General features: G+C 72.7%; 20 protein-coding genes and 1 tRNA gene. 16 read left to right on the top strand and 5 right to left on the bottom strand.

The features are described 5' to 3' along the window. Window positions 1-115 precede the first annotated feature (115 nt). On the bottom strand, window positions 116-1,408 hold the full coding sequence (locus tag ACZ3J7_RS19530; protein WP_465622543.1) for a PTS transporter subunit EIIC: 1,293 nt from the start codon (window positions 1,406-1,408) through the stop codon (window positions 116-118). A 370-nt stretch (window positions 1,409-1,778) separates the two neighbouring features. Between ACZ3J7_RS19530 and ACZ3J7_RS19525 the strand changes: the two genes are divergently transcribed. From ACZ3J7_RS19525 to rdgB, 4 genes are all read left to right on the top strand, one after another. After that, window positions 1,779-2,012 (top strand): PTS sugar transporter subunit IIB, encoded by a 234-nt coding sequence (locus tag ACZ3J7_RS19525; protein WP_014135942.1) that lies wholly within the window; start codon window positions 1,779-1,781, stop codon window positions 2,010-2,012. A 121-nt stretch (window positions 2,013-2,133) separates the two neighbouring features. Then, window positions 2,134-2,859 (top strand): ribonuclease PH, encoded by a 726-nt coding sequence (rph, locus tag ACZ3J7_RS19520; RefSeq protein ID WP_465622538.1) that lies wholly within the window; start codon window positions 2,134-2,136, stop codon window positions 2,857-2,859. Between the two features lie 123 nt (window positions 2,860-2,982). Beyond that, window positions 2,983-3,378 carry a hypothetical protein gene (locus tag ACZ3J7_RS19515; RefSeq protein WP_465622534.1) on the top strand — a complete coding sequence of 132 codons (396 nt, stop codon included), beginning with the start codon at window positions 2,983-2,985 and terminating at the stop codon, window positions 3,376-3,378. A gap of 28 nt (window positions 3,379-3,406) precedes the next feature. Then, window positions 3,407-4,012 (top strand): RdgB/HAM1 family non-canonical purine NTP pyrophosphatase, encoded by a 606-nt coding sequence (gene rdgB, locus ACZ3J7_RS19510; RefSeq protein ID WP_465622530.1) that lies wholly within the window; start codon window positions 3,407-3,409, stop codon window positions 4,010-4,012. A gap of 68 nt (window positions 4,013-4,080) precedes the next feature. Here the strand turns inward: rdgB and ACZ3J7_RS19505 are convergent. After that, window positions 4,081-4,164 (bottom strand) — tRNA-Leu (locus tag ACZ3J7_RS19505). Between the two features lie 253 nt (window positions 4,165-4,417). On the opposite strand from ACZ3J7_RS19505, the gene ACZ3J7_RS19500 reads away from it, so the two are divergent. Further along, window positions 4,418-6,748, top strand: a complete 2,331-nt coding sequence (locus ACZ3J7_RS19500; RefSeq protein ID WP_465622527.1) for a glycosyl hydrolase family 18 protein — start codon at window positions 4,418-4,420, stop codon at window positions 6,746-6,748. Window positions 6,749-7,038: 290 nt separating this feature from the next. Continuing rightward, window positions 7,039-9,402 carry a chitinase C-terminal domain-containing protein gene (locus ACZ3J7_RS19495; protein ID WP_465622805.1) on the top strand — a complete coding sequence of 788 codons (2,364 nt, stop codon included), beginning with the start codon at window positions 7,039-7,041 and terminating at the stop codon, window positions 9,400-9,402. Between the two features lie 81 nt (window positions 9,403-9,483). Here ACZ3J7_RS19495 and bcp read toward each other — a convergent pair whose 3' ends face one another. Then, a complete protein-coding gene (gene bcp, locus ACZ3J7_RS19490) occupies window positions 9,484-9,957 on the bottom strand; it encodes a thioredoxin-dependent thiol peroxidase (protein ID WP_465622522.1) in 474 nt (157 codons plus the stop codon). 143 nt (window positions 9,958-10,100) lie between these two features. Here bcp and ACZ3J7_RS19485 point away from each other — a divergent pair, with 143 nt between their 5' ends. From ACZ3J7_RS19485 to ACZ3J7_RS19440, 10 genes are all read left to right on the top strand, one after another. Next, entirely contained in the window at window positions 10,101-10,451 is a 351-nt protein-coding gene (locus ACZ3J7_RS19485) for a DUF3618 domain-containing protein (protein ID WP_465622519.1), read from the top strand. Between the two features lie 214 nt (window positions 10,452-10,665). Further along, the gene (locus ACZ3J7_RS19480) at window positions 10,666-10,968 is read left to right on the top strand and encodes a GroES family chaperonin (protein WP_051732111.1); all 303 of its coding nucleotides are present in this window, start codon (window positions 10,666-10,668) and stop codon (window positions 10,966-10,968) included. 139 nt (window positions 10,969-11,107) lie between these two features. Continuing rightward, window positions 11,108-11,914, top strand: coding sequence for an ABC transporter permease (locus ACZ3J7_RS19475; RefSeq protein WP_465622516.1), 807 nt, complete (start codon window positions 11,108-11,110; stop codon window positions 11,912-11,914). After that, window positions 11,907-12,740: an ABC transporter permease gene (locus ACZ3J7_RS19470; RefSeq protein WP_465622511.1), complete on the top strand. Its 834-nt coding sequence runs from the start codon at window positions 11,907-11,909 to the stop codon at window positions 12,738-12,740. The genes ACZ3J7_RS19475 and ACZ3J7_RS19470 overlap by 8 nt, the downstream gene beginning before the upstream one ends. A 14-nt stretch (window positions 12,741-12,754) precedes the next feature. After that, complete coding sequence (locus ACZ3J7_RS19465; RefSeq protein WP_465622508.1) at window positions 12,755-13,723, top strand: ABC transporter ATP-binding protein; 969 nt, start codon at window positions 12,755-12,757, stop codon at window positions 13,721-13,723. A gap of 99 nt (window positions 13,724-13,822) precedes the next feature. Beyond that, window positions 13,823-15,040, top strand: coding sequence for a glycosyltransferase family 2 protein (locus ACZ3J7_RS19460; RefSeq protein ID WP_465622505.1), 1,218 nt, complete (start codon window positions 13,823-13,825; stop codon window positions 15,038-15,040). Window positions 15,041-15,132: 92 nt separating this feature from the next. Continuing rightward, window positions 15,133-16,407, top strand: a complete 1,275-nt coding sequence (locus tag ACZ3J7_RS19455) for a nucleotide sugar dehydrogenase (protein WP_465622801.1) — start codon at window positions 15,133-15,135, stop codon at window positions 16,405-16,407. 110 nt (window positions 16,408-16,517) lie between these two features. After that, window positions 16,518-17,798 carry a DUF445 domain-containing protein gene (locus tag ACZ3J7_RS19450; RefSeq protein WP_465622797.1) on the top strand — a complete coding sequence of 427 codons (1,281 nt, stop codon included), beginning with the start codon at window positions 16,518-16,520 and terminating at the stop codon, window positions 17,796-17,798. Window positions 17,799-17,956: 158 nt separating this feature from the next. Beyond that, window positions 17,957-18,793 carry a sensor domain-containing protein gene (locus tag ACZ3J7_RS19445; RefSeq protein WP_465622503.1) on the top strand — a complete coding sequence of 279 codons (837 nt, stop codon included), beginning with the start codon at window positions 17,957-17,959 and terminating at the stop codon, window positions 18,791-18,793. A gap of 164 nt (window positions 18,794-18,957) precedes the next feature. Further along, window positions 18,958-19,956, top strand: a complete 999-nt coding sequence (locus ACZ3J7_RS19440; RefSeq protein WP_465622794.1) for an adenosine deaminase — start codon at window positions 18,958-18,960, stop codon at window positions 19,954-19,956. Here ACZ3J7_RS19440 and yidC read toward each other — a convergent pair. Next, entirely contained in the window at window positions 19,929-20,684 is a 756-nt protein-coding gene (gene yidC / locus ACZ3J7_RS19435; protein ID WP_465622497.1) for a membrane protein insertase YidC, read from the bottom strand. The two genes, ACZ3J7_RS19440 and yidC, sit on opposite strands and share 28 nt — an antisense overlap. 255 nt (window positions 20,685-20,939) lie before the next feature. Then, complete coding sequence (locus ACZ3J7_RS19430) at window positions 20,940-21,242, bottom strand: DUF6412 domain-containing protein (RefSeq protein WP_465622494.1); 303 nt, start codon at window positions 21,240-21,242, stop codon at window positions 20,940-20,942. Between the last annotated feature and the right edge of the window lie 206 nt (window positions 21,243-21,448).

Genomic DNA, 21,448 nt, shown 5'->3' with positions numbered 1-21,448 from the left:
TCAGCCGCCCTGGTGACGGCTCCTTTTGATCCGACGGACAACAAAAAAGCGCCCCCGGACGGGAGGGTCTCCCGTCCGGGGGCGCGGGCACCGCGCCGGGGCCGCCGGCCCGGGGTCAGGCCTTGGTCACGTCGTCGATCTCGTCGTCGTCCTCGCGACCCGGGGTCTTCAGGTCGAACTTGACGATGACGAACCGGAAGACCACGTAGTACACCACCGCGAAGCACAGGCCGATCGGGATGATCAGCCACGGTTTCGTGGCCAGGTTCCAGTTGAGCAGGTAGTCGATCAGGCCGGCCGAGAAGCTGAAGCCGTCGTGGACGCCCAACCCCCAGGTGACCGCCATCGAGACGCCGGTGAGCACCGCGTGGATGCCGTAGAGCAGCGGGGCCACGTAGGCGAAGGAGTACTCGATCGGCTCGGTGACGCCGGTGACGAAGGAGGTCAGTGCGACCGAGAACATCAGGCCGTAGATCTCCTTGCGCCGGTGCGGCTTGGCGCAGGCGGCGATGGCCATCGCCGCGGCGGGCAGCGCGAACATCATGATCGGGAAGAAGCCGGAGAGGAACTGGCCGGCGTCCGGGTCGCCCGCCAGGAAGCGGCCGATGTCACCGGTGCCGGACTTGCCGGTCTCCGGGTTGGTGTAGGAGCCGAACTGGAACCAGACGAAGGTGTTCAGCAGCTGGTGCATGCCGATCAGCAGCAGGGCGCGGTTGGCGAGGCCGAAGATGCCGGAGCCGAGGGCGTCCAGGTCGGAGAGCCACTTGGAGAAGTCCTCCAGCCCGTCGCCGATCGGCTGCCAGATCCACACCATCAGCGAGCCGAGGAGCAGGCCGACCAGGGCGGTGATCATCGGGACCAGGCGGCGGCCGTTGAAGAAGCCCAGCCAGTCGACCAGCCTGACCCGGTGGTAGCGCACCCACAGCCAGGCCGAGAAGAGGCCCATCAGGATGCCGCCGAGTACGCCCGGGTTCTGGTAGGCGGCCTCCACCACGGTCTTGTCCGTGTAGTTCACGCAGATCGTGGCGTCGAGCGTCGATCCGCTCGGGCAGTCCTTCGGGAAGGCGCGCAGGACGGCGTAGTAGACCAGGAAGCCGGCCACCGCGGCGAGCGCCGTGGAGCCGTCGGCCTTCTTGGCCATGCCGATCGCCACGCCGATGCAGAACAGCAGCGGCAGGCCGAGCGCCGGGTTGAGCAGCGCGCCACCGGCGGCGCCGATCGCGGCGGAGACCTTGTTCCAGCCGAGGCCGTCCTTGCCGAAGATGTCGTCCTGGCCGAGTCGGGTCAGCAGACCCGCGGCGGGCAGGACGGCCACCGGCAGCTGGAGGCTGCGGCCCATCTTCTGCAGGCCGCCGTAGAAGGTGTGCCACCACGTGGACTGGTGCGCCGTGGCGCCTGGTGAACTCATCGTCGGCCCTCCGCTGCCGTTCCCTTGCCCGTTCGGGTCCATCCGTGCGCGGGGCCAGGAACACCGGCGGACCGTCCTGCGTTGTCCCGAGTACACCTAGAATTGGTGTAGACCACTTTCGGGACAGTGGCGGTTCCGGGTTCGAGAGCCCGATGATCGTCATCCTCCGGCGGCCCCCGCGACGGCCGCGCGCGGAGATAGCCCGAAAGTGGACTAACGTGGCATATCGACCGGAACCGGGTGATGCTGGTCGCGTCGTCGGAAGGCGCGGCAGACTGATCCCGGGTCACCTCCGGCCGGCACCACCGCACACCGCAGTACGGCACCCGGCGACCGACCGCCGAAGCGCCGAGACAGAGGGAGAAAGACCATGGCCAGCAAGGCTGAGAAGATCGTCGCCGGTCTCGGCGGAATCGAGAACATCGACGAGGTCGAGGGCTGCATCACCCGGCTGCGCACCGAGGTCCACGACGCCTCCAAGGTCGACGAGGCGGCGCTCAAGGCGGCCGGCGCGCACGGTGTGGTGAAGATGGGCACGGCCATCCAGGTCGTCATCGGCACCGACGCCGACCCGATCGCCGCCGAGATCGAGGACATGATGTGAGCTGAGCCCCCACGGGCCCGCTCCACCCCGCACGGCCCGCCCGCCGGAGACCACCGGCCCGGCGGGCCGCCGCGCGTGCGCCCCCGCCGGGCCGGTGGCGGCGACCCGATACGCTCGGACCATGTCTCGCATCGACGGCCGCACCCCCGACCAGCTCCGCCCCGTCACCATCGAACGGAACTGGAGCAAGCACGCCGAAGGCTCCGTCCTGGTCTCCTACGGCGACACCAAGGTGCTGTGCACCGCCAGCGTCACCGAAGGCGTCCCGCGCTGGCGCAAGGGCAGCGGCGAGGGCTGGGTCACCGCCGAGTACGCCATGCTGCCCCGGGCCACCAACACCCGCGGCGACCGCGAGTCCGTCCGCGGCAAGATCGGCGGCCGCACCCACGAGATCAGCCGCCTGATCGGCCGCTCGCTGCGCGCCGTGGTCGACCACCGGGCGCTCGCCGAGAACACCATCGTGCTCGACTGCGACGTCCTCCAGGCCGACGGCGGCACCCGCACCGCCGCCATCACCGGCGCGTACGTCGCCCTGGTCGACGCGGTCTCCTGGGCCCGTGGGAAGAAGCTGCTGCGCGCCAAGGGCCAGCCGATCACCGGCGGCGTCAGCGCCGTCAGCGTCGGCATCATCGACGGCGTCCCGATGCTCGACCTCCGCTACGAGGAGGACGTCCGGGCCGAGACCGACATGAACGTCGTCTGCACCTCCGACGGCCGCTTCGTCGAGGTCCAGGGCACCGCCGAGGGCGCCCCCTTCGACCGCGCCCTGCTCGACCGGCTGCTCGACCTCGGCAGCCTCGGCTGCGCCGAGCTCGACGAGATCCAGCGCAAGGCGCTGGAGGTCTAGGAACCGCGGAGGGCTGAACGGCCGTCAGGTAGGGAGGAAGCGGGTCCGCGCGTGCTGTACAGGCGCGCGGGCCGAGCCTTAACGTTCGGGGTGAGCCCGCACACCCTCCTGGAGGACTCGTCGATGCAGCAGACGTCGAGCATCAACCGCACCACCGTCCTCGCCGTCGCGGCACTCGCCCTGGTGCTGCCGCTGAGCGCGGTCAGCTGCTCCGCCGCGGAGAAGGCGCTCAGCTGCGCGAACACCGCCGTGCAGGTCACCACGCACGTCGCCCAGCTCGGCGACGCGTTCAACGACGCCGACCAGGACCCGGCCGCCGCCGGGCAGGCGCTGCAGAACCTCAAGGGCGACCTGGACAAGATCGGGCGCAACTCCAGCGACGCCGACCTGGCCAAGGCCGTCACCGACCTGCAGACCCAGATCGACAACGTGCAGAAGGCCGTCGACGGCAACCGGACGCCCGACCTCGGGCCGCTGGGCAGCGCGGCCGGGCGGGTCAGCAAGGTGTGCACCGGCTGACCGGCGGCGCGGCACTAGGCTGGGGCGCATGACCAAGCGACTCGTTCTCGCCACCCGCAACCAGCACAAGGTCGCCGAGCTGCGCGACATCCTCGGCGCGGCCGGACTGGACGTCGAACTGGTCGGCGCGGACGCCTTCCCCGAGGTGCCCGACGTGCCGGAGACCGGAGTCACCTTCGCCGAGAACGCGCTGCTCAAGGCGCACGCGCTGGCGAGGGCGACCGGGCTGCCGGCCGTCGCCGACGACTCCGGACTCTGCGTGGACGTGCTGGGCGGGGCGCCCGGGATCTTCTCCGCCCGGTGGGCCGGGCGGCACGGCGACGACAAGGCCAACCTGGACCTGCTGCTCGCCCAGCTCGGCGACATCGCCGCCGAGCACCGGGCCGCGTCGTTCGCCTGCGCCGCCGCGCTCGCCCTGCCGGACGGCACCGAGCGGGTGGTCGAGGGCCGACTGCACGGCACCCTGCGCACCGAGCCGGCCGGGACCAACGGCTTCGGCTACGACCCGGTCCTCCAGCCGCTCGGCGAGAGCCGGACCTGCGCCGAGCTGACCGCCGAGGAGAAGAACGCGATCAGCCACCGCGGCCAGGCGTTCCGCTCGCTCGCGCCGGTGGTCGCCGAACTGCTGGGCTGAGGAGGCGGGAACGCGAAGAGGCCCGCCCCGGTCGACCGGGGCGGGCCTCTTCGCGCGTGCAACGCCGGTGCGGCCTGAGGGACTCGAACCCTCACGAGATCTCTCTCACGGGCACCTAAAACCCGGGCGTCTGCCAATTCCGCCAAGACCGCCGATACCTGACTTCCGCCATGCTACTGGCCCGTCACGCGGGCGTGCACCACCCTTTCGGGCGGCGGTTCGGGGTGTCCTGACTTGTTCAAGAATTGGTACAGACCTATTGACCGGTGTGGTCCAGACCACGTACGTTCGCGCCGATCCGCGGAAAACCGGGCCCCGGACGGTGCGCAACGGCCGGGCCCAGGCACGTCATTCCTCCCCCACGGCGCCCGATCCCCCTGCCGGGCGCGAGCATTGGAGCGACCCATGCCCGAACGCGCCACAGCCGCGCGCTCCGCCGCCCGATCGGGACGGCGCCCGCTGAAGGCCGGCACCGCGCTGGCGACCGCGACCGCCCTGGTGGCCGGAGCCGCCGGACTGGTCACCGTGATCAGCGGCGCCTCCTCGGCCGCCACCGTCAACCTGCTCGCCAACGGCGACTTCGAGAGCGGCACCACGACCGGCTGGAACTGCTCGGCCGGTCTCGGCTCGACCACCTCCACCGCCCCGCACGGCGGCACCAGGGCCCTGCAGGCGGCGGCCTCCGCGTCCGACACCGCCCAGTGCTCGCAGACCGTCGCCGTCAGCCCGAACACCACCTACAGCCTGAGCGGCTGGCTGAAGGGCAACTACACCTACCTCGGCGTCACCGGCACCGGCACCACCGACACCAACGCCTGGGGCTCCAGTGCCGACTGGGCCAACCGCAGCACCACCTTCACCACCGGCGCCACCACCACCTCGGTGACGGTCTACACCCACGGCTGGTACGGCCAGGGCACCTACTACGCGGACGACCTGCAGCTCACCGGCCCCGGCGGGTCGGGCTCCGGCAGCCCGTCGGCGAGCGGGAGTTCGAGCGCCAGCCCGAGCGCGAGCGCGAGTGCCAGCGCGAGTTCGAGTGCCAGCACCTCGGCGAGCCCGTCCGCTTCCGCCTCCGCTTCCGCCTCGGCCTCGCAGACCGGGACGCCGGGCGGGGACGGGGTGGTGACCACGCCGACCGGGCTGACCGCGAGCGTGTCGGGCACCTCGGTGACGCTGAAGTGGAACGCCTCGACCGACAACGCGCAGAACGGCAACAGCGCGGTCTACCGGATCTTCACCGGCGGGACCACGAACCAGACCGCGACCTCGATGGGCACCACGGTGACCGTCTCCTCGCTGCTGCCGAACACCTCGTACGGCTTCACCGTGCAGGGCTACGACAAGGACGGCCACAGCAGCGGGTTCTCCGCGCCGGTGACCGTGACCACCGGGGCGGCCCCGAGCGGTCCGGTGAAGTCGGCGTACTTCGCGCAGTGGGGCATCTACGGCAACAAGTACTACCCGTCGACGATGGCGGCGACCGGCGCCGCGAGCGGGCTGAACACGATGACCTACGCGTTCGCCAACATCAACCCGTCGACGCTGACCTGCTTCGAGACGATCAAGGCCGCGGACACCAACGACAACAACCCGAGCGCCGGCGACGGCGCGGGCGACGCGTTCGCGGACTACCAGAAGGGCTACACCGCGGACATCTCGGTGGACGGCACCACCGACGCCTGGACCCAGCCGCTGAAGGGCAACTTCAACCAGCTGCGCGAGCTCAAGGCGAAGTACCCGAACCTGCGGATCACCATGTCGCTGGGCGGCTGGACGTACTCCAAGTACTTCTCCGACGCGGCGGCCACCGACGCCTCGCGCAAGAAGCTGGTCTCCTCCTGCATCGACATGTTCATCAAGGGCAACGTGCCCTCGGTGCAGGGCGACATCACCGGCGGCGCCGCCGCGGCGATGGGCATCTTCGACGGCATCGACATCGACTGGGAGTACCCGGCCTCGGCGGGCGGCCACACCGGCAACCACCACGCGGCCGCCGACACCGCCAACTTCACCGCGCTGCTGGCCGAGTTCCGCAACCAGCTGGACGCCTACGGGCAGACCGTCGGCAAGAAGTACCTGCTGACCGCCGCGCTGCCCTCCGGCCAGGACAAGATCGCGCTGCTGCAGACCGACCAGATCGGCAAGTACCTGGACTACGGCAACGTGATGACGTACGACATGCACGGCGCCTGGGACGCGACCGGCCCGACCAACCTGCAGGACCCGCTGTACGACAGCCCGAACGACCCGAGCGGCCCGGTCGCCCCGGGCACCCAGAAGTACACCGTGGACAACGCGGTGAACGCCTACCTGAACGGCGCCCCGGCGTACGGCATCAAGGGCGGGTTCCCGGCGAAGAAGCTGGTGCTGGGCGTGCCGTTCTACCTGCGCGGGTGGACCGGCGTGCCGGCCGGCGGCAACTACGGCCTGTACCAGGCCGCGACCGGCCCGGCCGGGGCGCAGGGCACCAGCCAGACGGCCGGCGTGGCGTTCTGGAAGGAGCTGGTGGCGGCGGGCAAGACCACCGGTTCCGCGGTGCACTGGGACCCGACCACGCAGAGCTCGTGGATCTACGACGGCACCAACCTGTGGACCGGCGACACCCCGCAGGCGATCGCGGCGCGCGGCGCGTACGCGACCTCCAAGGGCCTCGGCGGGATCTTCGCCTACTCGCTGGAGGCCGACGACCCGGCCGGAACCCTCGTCAACGCGATGACCGGCAGCATGAAGTAGCGTCAACTCGCCCTAGGCGGGGCCGGATCGTCCGAGTGCGGACGGTCCGGCCCTTCATATCAAGTTGGTACAGACCTGTTGACGCGGATGGTCCAGACCTTTTAGGTTCGGCGGAACTTCCCCCACAGGCGTTCGGCTTCCCACGGCCGTGCGCACGACACTCCCTCCAGGAGGACCGAGTGTTGATCCGAAACAAGGCGGAGCAGCGTCCCGCCGCAGCCGGCCGCCACCAGAAGGGCCGCAAGGTGGCGTTCGCCGCCACCGCGGCCGCCGGCCTGGCGGGCCTGCTGATGGGGACGCTCGGCGTCGCCCCGTCCGCGGCCGCCGTCGACAACCAGGCGTGTCGCCCCGACGGCATGTACACCACGCCCGGCGTCGACGTCCCGTACTGCAACGTCTACGACACCAGCGGCCGCGAGCAGATGGGCGCCGACCACCAGCGCCGCGTCATCGGCTACTTCACCAGCTGGCGCACCGGCAAGGACGGCACGCCCGCCTACCTGGTGAACAACATCCCCTGGGACAAGGTCACCCACCTCAACTACGCGTTCGCGCACGTCGCCTCGGACAACACGCTGTCCGTGGGCACCGACGGCCCGAACAACGCCTCCACCGGGATGACCTTCCCGGGCGTGGCGGGCGCGGAGATGGACCCGGCGTACTCGTACAAGGGCCACTTCAACCTGCTCAGCAAGTTCAAGAAGCAGTACCCGAACGTCAAGACCATGGTCTCGGTCGGCGGCTGGGCCGAGACCGGCGGCTACTTCGACGACTCGGGCAGCCGGGTCAACTCGGGCGGCTTCTACTCGATGACCGTCAACGCGGACGGGTCGGTCAACCAGGCCGGCATCAACACCTTCGCGGACTCGGCCGTCACCTTCATCAAGAAGTACGGCTTCAACGGCGTCGACCTCGACTACGAGTACCCGACCTCGATGAAGGACGCGGGCAACCCGCTCGACTACACCATCAGCAATGCCAAGCGCGCCTCCCTGATGAAGGGCTACGCGGCGCTGATGAAGACCATGCGCGAGAAGCTCGACCGGGCCTCCGCCGCCGACGGCAAGTACTACCTGCTGTCGGTCGCCGCCCCGTCCTCGGGCTACCTGCTGCGCGGCATGGAGACCTTCCAGGTCACCCAGTACCTGGACTACGTCAACGTCATGTCGTACGACCTGCACGGCGCCTGGAACAAGTACGTCGGCCCGAACGCCGCGCTGTTCGACGACGGCAAGGACGCCGAGCTGGCCGCCGCCAACGTGTACGGCACCTCGCAGTACGGCGGCATCGGCTACCTGAACGGCGACTGGGCCGTCCACTACTTCCGCGGCGCGATGCCGGCCGGCCGGATCAACCTCGGCGTGCCGTACTACACCCGCGGCTTCCAGAACGTCCAGGGCGGCACCAACGGCCTGTGGGGCACCGCCTCCACCACCAACTGCCCGGCCGGCTCCGGCCTGACCACCTGTGGTGACGGCGCCGTCGGCATCGACAACCTCTGGCACGACCTGGACGACAAGGGCAAGGAGTCGCCCGCCGGCTCCAACCCGATGTGGCACGCCAAGAACCTGGAAGCGGGCGTCCTGCCGGACTACCTGTCCAAGTACGGCCTGACCGACACCGCGCTCAAGGGCACCTACACCCGCAACTACGACGCGACCCTGGTCGCCCCGTGGCTGTGGAACGCCGACAAGAAGGTCTTCCTCTCCACCGAGGACGACAAGTCGATCGCCGCGAAGGCCGACTACCTGGTCAACCAGGGCGTCGGTGGCGCGATGATCTGGGAGCTGGCCGGCGACTACAAGTGGGACGCCACCGCCAACGGCGGCAAGGGCGAGTACGTCCAGGGCAACACCATGACCTCGCTGCTGTACGACAAGTTCAAGTCGGCCTCGGCGTACGGCGCGACCCGCTCCACCATCGCGCTGCCGCAGCAGACCCTGCCGATCGACGTGTCGTTCACCCAGTTCGCGCTGGGCGACAACAACTACCCGATCAACCCGAAGATCCACATCGTCAACAACTCGACCACCACCCTGCCGGGCGGCACCGAGTTCCAGTTCGACTACTCGGTGGCCGCGCCCGCCAACGCCGCCGACCAGTCCGGCTTCGGCTCCAAGGTGATCCGGGCCGACCACACCGGCACCAACGTGGGCGGCCTGAAGGGCACCTACAACCGGGTCTCGCTGAAGCTCCCGACCTGGCAGACCCTGGCGCCCGGCGCCTCGGTGGACGTCGCCTTCGTCTACTACCTGCCGGTCTCCACCCCGTCCAACTGGACCGTGAACGTCGGCGGCACCCTGTACGGCATCACCGGGGACTTCACCCGCGGCACCGCCGCGAGCACCTCCTCGCCGTCGCCGTCCGCCTCGGCCTCGCAGTCCGCGTCGCCGTCGGCCTCGGCCTCCCCCTCCCGGTCGGCCTCCCCCTCGGCCTCGGCCTCCGCCTCGCAGTCGGCCTCGCCGTCCGCGTCCGCGTCGGTCACCGCCGGGACCTGCTCGGGCGCCCCGAGCTGGAGCGCCGGCACCACCTACGCCACCGTCACCAAGGTGTCGTGGAAGGGCCACTACTACCAGAACAAGTGGTGGACCGCGGGCGAGGACCCCTCGCTGAGCGGCGCCTGGGGCGTCTGGACGGACCTCGGGGCCTGCTGAGCCTGATCCCGGGCCCATGAACGGCGGTGGCGGTCGACCCGGTCGGGGGGTCGGCCGCCACCGCTCCTTCCGTTCCGGCCGCTACCGGCCGACCTCCAGGTCCTTCAGCAGCTTGGCGACGTGCCCGGTCGCGCGGACGTTGTACAGCGCCCGCTCCACCCTGCCCTGCTCGTCCACCACGATCGTCGAGCGGATCACGCCCTGGTAGGTGCGGCCGTAGTTCACCTTCTCGCCGTACGCGCCGTACGCCTCCAGCACCTCGTGCGCCGGGTCGGACAGCAGCGTGACCTTCAGGTCCTCGGCCTCGCGGAACCTGCCCAGCTTCTCCGGCTTGTCCGGCGAGATGCCGATCACGTCGTAGCCGGCGCCCGCGAACACCTCCAGGTTGTCGGTGAAGTCACAGGCCTGCTTGGTGCAGCCCGGGGTAAGCGCCGCCGGGTAGAAGTAGACGATCACCTTGCGGCCGAGGTGGTCGGCCAGCGACACCTCCTCGCCGTCGGCGTCGGGCAGGGTGAAGGCGGGGGCGGTGTCGCCGGCCTGCAGGCGCTCGCTCACTGTGCTGGATCTCCTCGGGAACGGGACGGACGGACGTGCTCCCGGCCAACCTACTCCCGTTGGTGGGTGGCGCTGCGCGCGTGCGGCGGTGAGCTGACAGACTGTCCGGGAAGAACGAAGTACCTAGCGGTAACAGAGATGGGGTGGCCCCAGTGGCAGCGAGCGGCAAGGACACGTCGGCACCGCGTACGACGGCCCAGATCGAGGCGGACATCGCCGGGACCAGGGACCGGCTCGCCGCGACCCTGGACGAGCTCGCCATGCGCGTCCACCCGGCCACCGTCGCCGCCCAGACCAAGGCCAAGGTCCGCGCCACGGTCGAGCGGAAGGCCGGCCGGGCGTACGTCGCGGCGAGCGGCGCCGTCGAGCAGGCCAAGGCGAAGTTCGTGGACGAGGACGGCCGGCCCCGGCTCGACCGGGTGGTGCCGGCCGCGCTGGTCGGCGTCGGCGTGGTGCTGCTGGTCGCCTCGGCGCGGCGGCGGCGCAAGGGCTGAACGGCCGAACGGCCGAGCGGGCGGCCGGGCGGTCGTCCGTCCGGCCGCGGCGGGCCCCGGACTCCCGGCCAGGGAGGCCCGGGGCCTTCGCGCGCCCCCCGTCCGGTACGGTCGGGGCGTGAGCGAGAACGACACCCAGAACACGGCCACGGCCCCCGCGGACGACGACCGGCACGGGCGGCACGACCGGCTCGGGGAGAAGCTGCCGATCCGGATGCTGCACGACCGGGTCCTGGTGCGGACCGAGACCGGCGAGGGCGAGCGGCGCTCCACCGGCGGCATCCTGATCCCCGCCACCGCCGAGCTCTCCCGGCGCTGCGCCTGGGCCGAGGCGGTGGCCGTCGGCCAGAGCGTCCGCTCGGTGGAACCCGGCGACCGGGTGCTGTACGACCCGGAGGACAAGCTGGAGGTCGAGGTCCGCGGCGCGACGTACGTGCTGCTGCGCGAACGCGACCTGCACGCGGTCGCGGCCGGGCGGTTCGGCGACCTGGAGGGCTCGACCGGGCTGTACCTGTAGGACCCGGAGCGAGGGGGCGCCCGCGGGCGCCCCCTCCTTCGTGCCCGCGCGCCCCGGCAAACCAGGTGCGCGGCGGCGCGGCGGGGGCGTAGGTTGGTCGGCCGGTCGGGTCGCGGCCGGTTCCGGCGAGGGGGGCGGAGTGCGGGGCGGGGTCTACTGGGCGGTCGCCGGCGGGGCCTTCCGCCGCTACTCCACCTACCGGGCGGCGACCTTCGCCGGGCTGGTCACCAACACCGTGTTCGGGGCGATCCTCGCCTCCACCATGCTGGCGCTGTGGCGGGCCAGGCCCGGCCTGGGCGGCTACGACGCCGCGCAGGCGGTCACCTACATCTGGATCAGCCAGGCCCTGCTGGTGACGGTCGCGGTCTGGGGCGGCGGCTTCCAGGACGACCTGCAGGCCCGGTTCCGCAGCGGCGACATCGCGATCGACCTGTACCGGCCGGTGGACTTCCAGGGCTGGTGGCTGGCCACCGACCTCGGCCGGGCCGCCTACCAGCTGCTGGGCCGCGGCGCGCTGCCGATGGCCGCCGGGGCGGTGATGTTCGACCTGACGCTGCCCGCCGACCCGCTGGTGTGGGCGGAGTTCCTGCTCGCGGTCGCGCTCGCCGTGCTGGTCAGCTTCGGACTGCGCTTCCTGGCCACCCTGACCGGCTTCTGGCTGCACGAGTCCGAGGGGGTGCGGGCCGCGATGACCGTGGTCTCGATGTTCTTCTCCGGCATGCTGCTGCCGCTCGCGCTCTTCCCCGGCGCGCTCGGCGAACTCGCCCGGGCGCTGCCGTTCTCGGCGATGGTGCAACTGCCCACCGACGTCCTGCTGCGCCGCCGCACCGGCACCGCCCTGCTCGGCCTGTACGGGTTCCAACTGGCCTGGGCCGCCGCCCTGCTCGCTCTCGGCCGGGTCGGCCAGGCGCTCGCCGTCCGCCGGGTGGTGGTCCAGGGTGGCTGAACGCGCGGGCCCGCTCGCCCGGGCCGGCTGGGCGGTGCGCTGCTGGTGGCTGATCTCCGGGATGTGGGTCCGCTCGATGCTGACCTACCGGGCCTCGTTCGCGCTCAGCCTGGCCGCCAACGTCCTGATCACCTTCCTGGACTTCGCGGTGCTGCTGCTGATGTTCTCGCACACCCACCGGCTGGCCGGCTGGACGCTGCCCGAGACCGCCTTCCTGTACGGCACCTCCTCGGTCGCGCTGGGCGCCGCCAACGTCCTGGTCGGATCGGTCGGCGGACTCGGCGAACGGGTCCGGGCCGGCAGCCTGGACACCATGCTGGTCCGGCCCGCCCCCGCGCTGGCCCAGCTCGCCGCCGAACGCTTCTCGCTGCGCCGGATCGGCCGGGTGCTGCAGGCCGGCGCCGTGCTCGGCTGGTCGCTCGCCGCGCTCGACGTGCACTGGACCTGGGACCGGGTGCTGATGGTGCCCGCCCTGCTGCTGTGCGGCACGCTGATCTTCTGCGCGCTGTTCGTCGGCTGCTCCTGCGTGCAGTTCTGGTGGGGCGAGGCCGCCGAGCTGCAGAACGCGGTCACCTACGGCGGCGGGACCGTCCTGCAGTACCCGCCCACCGTGTTCGCCAGGGAACTCGTCGCCGGCACCGTGTTCGGCATCCCGCTGGCGTTCGTCAACTGGCTGCCCGCCCTGCACGTGCTGGACCGGCCCGACCCGCTCGGGCTGCCCGAGGCGTTCCGGTTCGCCGCGCCGCTGGCCGCCGCGCTCTGCCTGCTGGCCGCCGGACTCGCCTGGCGGGCCGGGCTGCGCGCCTACCGCTCCACCGGAAGCTGAGGAAGGACCGGCAGATGGCGATGATCGAGGTCGAGGACGTCCGGCGGAGCTTCACCGTCCGCACCCGGACCGGCCGCTGGCGGCGCGAGAAGCGCGAGGTGCGGGCCGTCGACGGGCTCACCTTCAGCGTCGACGAGGGCGAGTGCGTCGGCTACATCGGGCCCAACGGCGCCGGCAAGTCCACCACCGTCAAGATGCTCACCGGCATCCTCGTCCCCACCGGCGGCCGGCTGCGGGTGGCCGGCGTCGACCCGGCCGCCCGGCGCGCCGAACTCGCCCGCCGGATCGGCGTGGTGTTCGGCCAGCGCACCACCCTGTGGTGGGACCTGCCGCTGCGCGACAGCTACGAGCTCGCCCGCCGGATCTACCGCGTCCCCGACGCCCGCCACCGCGCCAACCTCGACCGGTACGTCGAACTCCTCGACCTCGGCGACCTGCTGGACACCCCCGTCCGGCAGCTCTCGCTCGGCCAGCGGATGCGCGGCGACCTGGCCGCCGCCCTGCTGCACGACCCCGCCGTGCTCTACCTGGACGAACCCACCATCGGCCTGGACACCGTCAGCAAGGCCAAGGTCCGCGAGTTCCTCCGCGAGACCAACCGGGAACGGCGCACCACCGTGCTGCTCACCACCCACGACCTCACCGACATCGAACAGCTCTGCGACCGGGTGATGGTGATCGACCACGGCCGCCTCGTCCTGGACGGGCCGCTGGAACGGCTGCACTCCGTCGGAGAGAGCGAACGCACCCTGGTCGTCGACCTCGCCGAGGCGCACCCGCCGATCGACCTGCCCGGCGTCCGGGTCACCCGCACCGAGGGCCCGCGCCAGTGGCTGGCCTTCCCCGCCAGGCGGAGCGCCGCCCCGATCGTCGCCGCCGTCGCCGCGCGCTACCCCCTGGTCGACCTCTCCGTCCGGGAACCCGCGATCGAGGACGTGATCGCCCGGATCTACGCCGGGAACGCCTCGGTGCCCACCGGCTGAACCCCGCCGCCCCGGGCCGGCCCGGGCCCCGGGCCGCCGCCGCGTCACTCGTTCGAGGGAGGAGAGTGACCAGTCGGCCGATACGGGAGTTGACACCGCGTGACCGAGCAAGCACCGGACGTCAGCGTGGTGATCGCCGTCCACGACACCATGCCCTACCTGACCGACTGCCTGGAGTCGCTGGTCGGCCAGAGCATCGAGCGACGGCGGATGGAAGTGGTCGCCGTCGACGACGGCTCCACCGACGGCTCCACCGAGGAACTCGCCCGCTACGCCGCCGCGTACCCCGGGCTGTTCCGCACCGTGCGGCAGCCCGCGTCCGGCGGACCCGCCAAGCCCACCAACCGCGGCACCGAACTCGCCCGCGGCCGCTACCTGCTCTACCTCGGCGCCGACGACTGGCTCGGCCCCGAGGCGCTGGAGCGGATGGTCGACGCCGCCGACCGCTGGAACTCCGACGTGCTCATCCCCAAGCAGGTCGGCGAACACGGCCGGGTCGTCCCGCAGGGCATCTTCGACCGCACCGCCGAGCAGGTCGGCTTCACCGACTCCGCGCTCGCCTGGGCCCTCGGCGACACCAAGCTGTTCCGCCGCGACCTGGTCACCCGGCACGGGCTGCGCCGCCGCGAGGACCTGGTCATCCACTCCGACCAGCCGTTCACCCTCGGCGCGCTGCTGCACGCCCGCAAGGTCTCCGTCCTCGCCGACTACGACTACTACCACTTGGTGCTCCGCCGGGACCGCTCCAACGTCACCCACCGGGCCGGGCCGATCGACCGGCTGCGCGGCTTCACCGCCGCCCACGAGGTGCTCGACCGCGGCACCCCGCCCGGACCCGCCCGGGACGCCGTCCGCGCCCGCTACTTCAGCTGGGACGTCCCCCAACTGCTGCAGCCCCCGTTCCTCGCCGAACCGCCCGCCACCCAGCGCCGGATCGTCCAGGAGATCGGGCAGTTCACCGAACGGCACTGCTCGCCCGCCGTGTTCCGCACCCTGCCCGTCCCCGCCCGGCTGCGCCTCGCCCTCGCCCGGCGCGGCGAACTGCACGCCCTGTGCGACCTGATCGCCTGGGAACGCGACCACGGCGAACCCGGCACCGTCCGCCGCCGCTCCCGGCTCTACGCCGACTACCCGATGTTCCGCGACCGGCGCCTCGGCCTGCCCGACGCCCTCTTCGAGACCGGCCGCGCCCCCGGCCCCGACGGCTGGCGCCGCCTCGTCCCCGCACCGCTGCGCCGCGCCCGGTGGGCCCTCAAGCGCAGGCTGCGCACGGCCCGGCGGGACGGGCTGGCGGCCGCGCTGCGGGGCACCCGGTGAGCGCCCCGGCGCAGGGCCCCGAGGGCCCCGGGGGCTCTGAGGACCCCGGGGGCGGCGGGGCGGCGCCCGGGCAGGCGTGGGACGTCTGCGTGGTGGGCCTCGGCAAGATCGGCCTGCCGCTGGCCGTCCAGTTCGCCGCCAAGGGCCACCTGGTCACCGGCGCCGACATCGCCCCCGGGACGGTCGCCGCCGTCAACGCCGGACGCCCGCCCTTCCCGCGCGAGGCCCACCTCGCCGAACGGCTCGCCGGGACCGTCGCCGCCGGCCGGCTGCGCGCCACCACCGACACCACCGCCGCGGCCGCCGGCGCCGACGCCGTGGTGATCGTCGTCCCGCTGGTCACCGACGCCGCCGGACACCCCGACTTCGCCCTGCTGGACGCCGCCACCGACGCCGTCGCCGCCGGACTGCGCCCCGGCACCCTGGTCAGCTACGAGACCACGCTGCCGGTCGGCACCGTCCGCGGCCGCTTCGCCCGGCGGCTGGAGACCGGCTCCGGACTGGCCGCCGGACGGGACTTCGCGCTGGTGTTCAGCCCCGAACGGGTCCGCACCGGACGGGTCTTCGCCGACCTGCGGCGCTACCCCAAGCTGGTCGGCGGCATCGACGAGGCGTCCACCCGGCGCGGCGTCGACTTCTACCGGGCCGTGCTCGACTTCGACCCGCGCCCCGACCTGCCGCGCGGCAACGGCGTGTGGGCGCTGTCCGGCGCGGAGGCCGCCGAGTTCGCCAAGCTCGCCGAGACCACCTACCGGGACGTCAACATCGCGCTGGTCAACCAGTTCGCCCGGTACGCGGACCGGGTCGGCGTGGACCTCGCCGAGGTCGTCGACGCCTGCAACTCGCAGCCCTACAGCCACCTGCACCGCCCCGGCATCGCGGTCGGCGGCCACTGCATCCCGGTCTACCCCCGGCTCTACCTGTGGAACGACCCCGGCGCCACCGTGGTCCGCGCCGCCCGCGAGGCCAACGAACTCGTCCCCGCGTACGCCGTCGGCCTGCTGGAGGGCGCGTACGGCCCGCTGACCGGCGTGCCCGTCACGGTGCTCGGCGCGTCCTACCGCGGCGGGGTCAGGGAGACCGCGTACTCCGGGGTGTTCCCGCTGGTCGAGGCGTTGCGGGCGGCCGGCGCGGAGGTCGGCGTCAGCGACCCGCTGTACGCCCCGGAGGAACTGGCCGCGCTCGGCCTGCCGCCCGACCAGGGCAAGCCCGCCGCCGCGCTGGTCGTCCAGGCCGACCACCCCGAGTACCGGGACCTCGGCGCCGTCGACTTCCCCGGCGTCCGGGTGCTGCTCGACGGCCGCCGGGTCACCGACCCGGCGCGCTGGGAGGGCGTGCGGCGGATCGTCCTCGGCGGGGGCGGGTAGGAAGGCCGCTCCGGGAGGGCGGATTCGCGGGGCGGCGGCCGTTCTGCGAGTGGGATTCGCGGGGCGGCGGCCGCCGCACGCGGATCCTGTGCGAGTCTGGCGGGGTGAGCGTGGACGAGACTGCCCCCGGAGTGAGCTTCACCGCCGCCGACGAGGAGAAGCGGCGCGGTGTGCGGAAGATGAAGACCGTCGCGACCGGGCTGCTCGGCCTGGCCACGCTGGTGTTCGCCCTCGCCACCTGGGCGGAGGCCTCCGGCGCGGGCGGCTGGGCCGGGTACGTGGCGGCCGCCGCCGAGGCCGGCATGGTCGGCGCGCTCGCCGACTGGTTCGCCGTCACCGCCCTGTTCCGCCGCCCGTTCGGCCTGCCGATCCCGCACACCGCGATCATCCCGACCAAGAAGGACGCCTTCGGGCGTTCGCTCGGCGACTTCGTCGGCGACAACTTCCTCTCCGCGCCGGTGGTCCGGGCCCGGCTCGGCAAGGTCGGCGTGGCCCGGCTGCTCGGCGAGTGGCTGTCCGCGCCCGGCAACGCCGAACACGTCACCCGGGAGGCCGCCACCGCGCTGCGCGGCCTGCTGGAGGTGCTCCGCGACGAGGACGTGCAGGCCGTCGTCGCCGAGGCGGTCACCCGGCGGGCCGACGCCACCTCGGTCGCCGAACCCGCCGGACGGCTGCTCGGGAAGATCGTCGACGACGGCGGCCACAAGGGCGTCGTCGACCTGGTCGTCACCCGCGCCCACGACTGGCTGGTCGACCACCACGGCGAGGTGGTCGCCCGGGTCACCGCCAAGACCCCCGGCTGGACGCCGAAGTTCCTCGACCAGCAGGTCGGCGAACGCGTCTACAAGGAACTGCTGCGCTTCGTCGGCGACGTCCGCGACGACCCCGTGCACCCGGCCCGCGGCGCCCTCGACAACTTCCTCGCCGACTTCGCCCGCGAGCTCCAGCACGACCCGGCGACCATCGCCCGGGTCGAACGCGCCAAGTCCGACCTGCTGGCCCGCCCCGAGGTGCAGGACCTGATCGCCTCGTCCTGGGCCGCCGTCCGCGGCCTGCTGCTGAACGCCGCCGAGGACGAGGACAGCGAACTGCGCCGCCGCCTCACCGAGGGCCTGCGCACGCTGGGTCGCAAGCTCGCCACCGACAGCAAAATCCAGGCAAAAACTGACGGTTGGCTGCTGAAGGTCGTCGACCACGTCGTCACCAACTACCGGCACCAGATCACCTCGCTGATCTCGGACACGGTGGCGGGCTGGGACGCCGACGACGCCTCCCGCAAGATCGAGGCCAACGTGGGCCGTGACCTGCAGTTCATCCGGATCAACGGCACCGTGGTCGGCGCGCTGGCCGGCCTGCTGATCCACACCGTCAGCACCGCGCTCGGCGGCTGACGGCCCGTCGGCGGACCGTCCGGTCGGTGGTGGTTCGTCCTCGACGGGCGGGGGCCCGCCGCCGCCCGCCGGGCGTCCGGCGGCTTGGGTAGGGTGAGCGACCGTCCGGCGCGACCAGGGGGGTCGGGCGCCGCTTTCCACGGGGGAGTTGACGGATCATGACGGTGCGCGCACGGAACTTCGGGCTGCGGGTGGCGGCGCTCGGCGCGGTCGCGCTGGTGCTGACGGCCTGCAACGACGACGAGACCGCGGACGCCGGGGCGGGCGCCCCGTCGTCGGCCGCGGCCACGGCTCCGGCCACGGACCTGGCCACGGGCGCGGCGAGCGCCGCGGCGAGCCCGACCGGCAAGGCCAAGTCCAAGCCGAAGGAGTCGCCCAAGCCCAGCACCCGGACCAACACCGGCGCGGCGGGCTCCGACGCGGCCGCCCGGGCGAAGGTCGACAAGCTGGTGCTGAGCGCCGCGGACTGGGGCAAGGGCTTCAAGGCCGACGGCGAGGACAGCACCGACACCTCGCACTGGGCGATGAACGCCTCCTGCGTCAACGTCACCGACGGCGACGACCCCAACCAGGTGGCCGCCGCCAACCGCTTCGTGGTCGCCGACCACAGCAACGGCGACGCCACGCTGGCCAACACCTGGGTGGTCCAGTTCACCACCAAGGAGGCCGCCCACACGTACCTCGCGAACATCGCCGCCGACACCAGGCGCTGCGAGAACTCCACCAGCGCGGACGGCGAGACCAGGTACACCACCGCGCACGAGGTCGTCGCCCCGCAGGTCGCCGGCGCCGACGAGGTGTACGCGGAGGAGGGCCTGGGCGACTACGCAACCACCGACGGCGGCCGCACCGGGGACCGCCCCTACGGCGCGGTCTACGCCCGCAAGGGCTCGGTCGTGGTGATGGCCAACGTGGACAGCGACCCGTCGACCGACGACTTCGAGTTCCGCCGCCTGGCGCAGCAGGCGGTCAAGCAGATCGCCGCCAAGTGGTGACCGTCGGGTGCTGACGGCCCGGCGGACGCGCGCGGGTTAGCATGCGAGGTCTGTCCGGCGGCGGGAGCCGTCCGGAACCGGGTGAGAGTAGACGGGAGCGGACCGTGGCCGAAGGAGTCCGGGCAACCGGGGGAGTCCGGGGCATCGAGGCGTTCATCGCCGGCATGCCCAAGGCGGAGCTGCACGTGCACCACGTGGGGTCGGCCTCGCCGCGGGTGGTGGCCGAACTGGCCGCCCGGCACGCCGGCCGCAGCAAGGTCCCGGTCGACCCGCAGGCGCTCGCCGAGTACTTCACCTTCACCGACTTCGCGCACTTCATCGAGGTCTACCTGAGCGTCGTCGACCTGATCCGGGACGCCGAGGACGTCCGCGCCCTGACGTACGGCGTCGCCCAGGACATGGCCCGGCAGAACATCCGGTACGCCGAACTGACCGTCACCCCGTACTCGTCGGTCAGCCGCGGCATCCCCGACGTCGCCTTCATGGAGGCGATCGAGGACGCCCGGCTGTCCGCCGAGAAGGACCTCGGCATCGTGCTGCGCTGGTGCTTCGACATCCCCGGCGAGGCCGGACTCGTCTCCGCCGAGGAGACCGCCCGCCTCGCCCTCGACCTGGCCCCCGACGGCCTGGTCTCGTTCGGCCTCGGCGGCCCCGAGATCGGCGTGCCGCGCCCGCAGTTCAAGCCGTACTTCGACCGGGCCCGGGCGGCCGGCCTGCACAGCGTCCCGCACGCGGGCGAGTCGACCGGCCCCGAGACCGTGTGGGACGCGATCCGCGAACTCGGCGCCGAACGGATCGGGCACGGCACCCAGTCCGTCAAGGACCCCGCCCTGGTCGACCACCTCGGCGAGCACCGGATCCCGCTGGAGGTCTGCCCGACCTCCAACCTGGCGACCCGGGTGGTCGAACGGATCGAGGAGCACCCGATCCGGCAGATGGTCGACGCCGGACTGCTGGTCACCGTCAACAGTGACGACCCGCCGATGTTCGGCACCGACCTGAACACCGAGTACGCGGTCGCCGCGAAGCTGCTCGGCCTGGACGAGTCCGGCATCGCCGCGCTCGCCCGCAACGCCGTCGAAGCCTCCTTCCTGGACGCGGCGGGCAAGCGCCGACTGACCGGCGAGATCGACGCCTACCTGGCGGGCTGGCCCGTCGCCTGAGGACCGGCGGGCTGCTCGGGGTGCTTGGGCTTCTTGGGGTGCTTGGGCTCCCCGGGCCGGACGGGTTCCCCGAGGGCGGTCGGGCGGTGCAGGTACCAGCGCTCGGCCGCCGCCCAGGCGGTGGAGGCCAGCAGGTAGAGGCCGCCCGCGAGGGGCAGCAGCAGGGCGAACAGCGGGGTGCCGAAGGACAGCCAGCGCAGGAGACCGGCGGGGGCCCCGCCGGCCGTCGGCGCCGGGGCGCGGCGGGCACCCCACCAGGCGAGGGCGAGCAGCGCCGCCTCCAGGACGGCGAACACCGCGAACTGCGCCGGAGCGTGCGCGGCGGTGGGGTGGGTGCCGAGCGGGACGCCCGCGAGCGTCGCGTCGAGCAGGTGGCCCGGATCGCCGGTGAACAGGCGGTACATCACCGAGAAGAACGGCGCCTGCAACAGCGCCGGGAGCAGCCCCGTGAACGGGCCGACCCCCTCGGCGCGGTGCAGCGCGAGCACCTCCCGGTTCAGCCGCTCGGGATCCTTGCCGTGCCGCTCGCGCAACCGCGCGACCTCCGGCGCGAGCCGGGCCCGGGCCCGCTCGGCCCGCGCCGCCGATCGGGCCAGCGGATGCAGGGCGGCCCGGACCGCCAGGGTGAACAGGACGATCGCGACCGCGGTGGGAACGACGCCCGCGAGAGCCGCGACGGCGGCGTGCGCGAGACGGACGGCAGGGTCGAGGACGCTCAGGACGGACATGCTGGGGCTCTCCGGAAGTCGACGGACGGGCAGGCGACGGTGCACGGAGGGCGGACGGAGGAGGGGGCGACGCCGAGCCGCCACCGGCCCGGCACCGGCCCGGCACCGGCGGCGGACGCCGCAGTGGGTGTCTGGTCGGTCGTGGGCGCGGTGGGACTCGGACGGTGCGTGGCTGCACGCCGCCCCGCGTCCTGGCCGGACACGGGGTTCGGAGCGGCGGCAGCAGCGCGGGAGGAGAGAAGGAGTGGGTGCCCCTCAGACGGCCGCCGGGCAGCGGCCCGGTGCCCGGGGGCGGGGCCGGCCCGGGGCGTCCGGATCCCGTGGCGGGAGGTACGCGGTCCGGTAGGCACGCCGCCGGAGCGCGGCCGCGTGGACGGCCGCCGGAGTGCGGGCACCCGGAACGCGGGCCGAGGCGAGGCTGACGGCGACGGTGGCCGCGAGCAGCAGCAGCGCGGCGGCGGTCAGGGCGCCGGTGCCGGGGCCGGCACCGCCGGGGTCGAGGAGCAGGTCGCCGGTGAGGACCCGGAGCAGCACGAGGAGCAGCGGCGTAGCGAGCACGGGCGTCCTCCTCGGGCGGGGCGGGTTTCGGTGTCGTGGCATCGATGTCGCGTGATGGGTGTCGCGTCATCGATGCCGTGTCAACGGTCGGGTGTTGCCCCGGAGTTCCGGCCGGGTCATGGTGTCGCAGCATCGATGTCGGGTCATCGGCTGCGCGGGGCGATGGGGGCAGGGCGGGGTTGGTGTCACGTCATCGGTGCTGCGAC

The organism is Kitasatospora sp. NPDC015121 (assembly GCF_055562955.1).
This window is presented reverse-complemented; position numbering and strand designations above follow the sequence as displayed.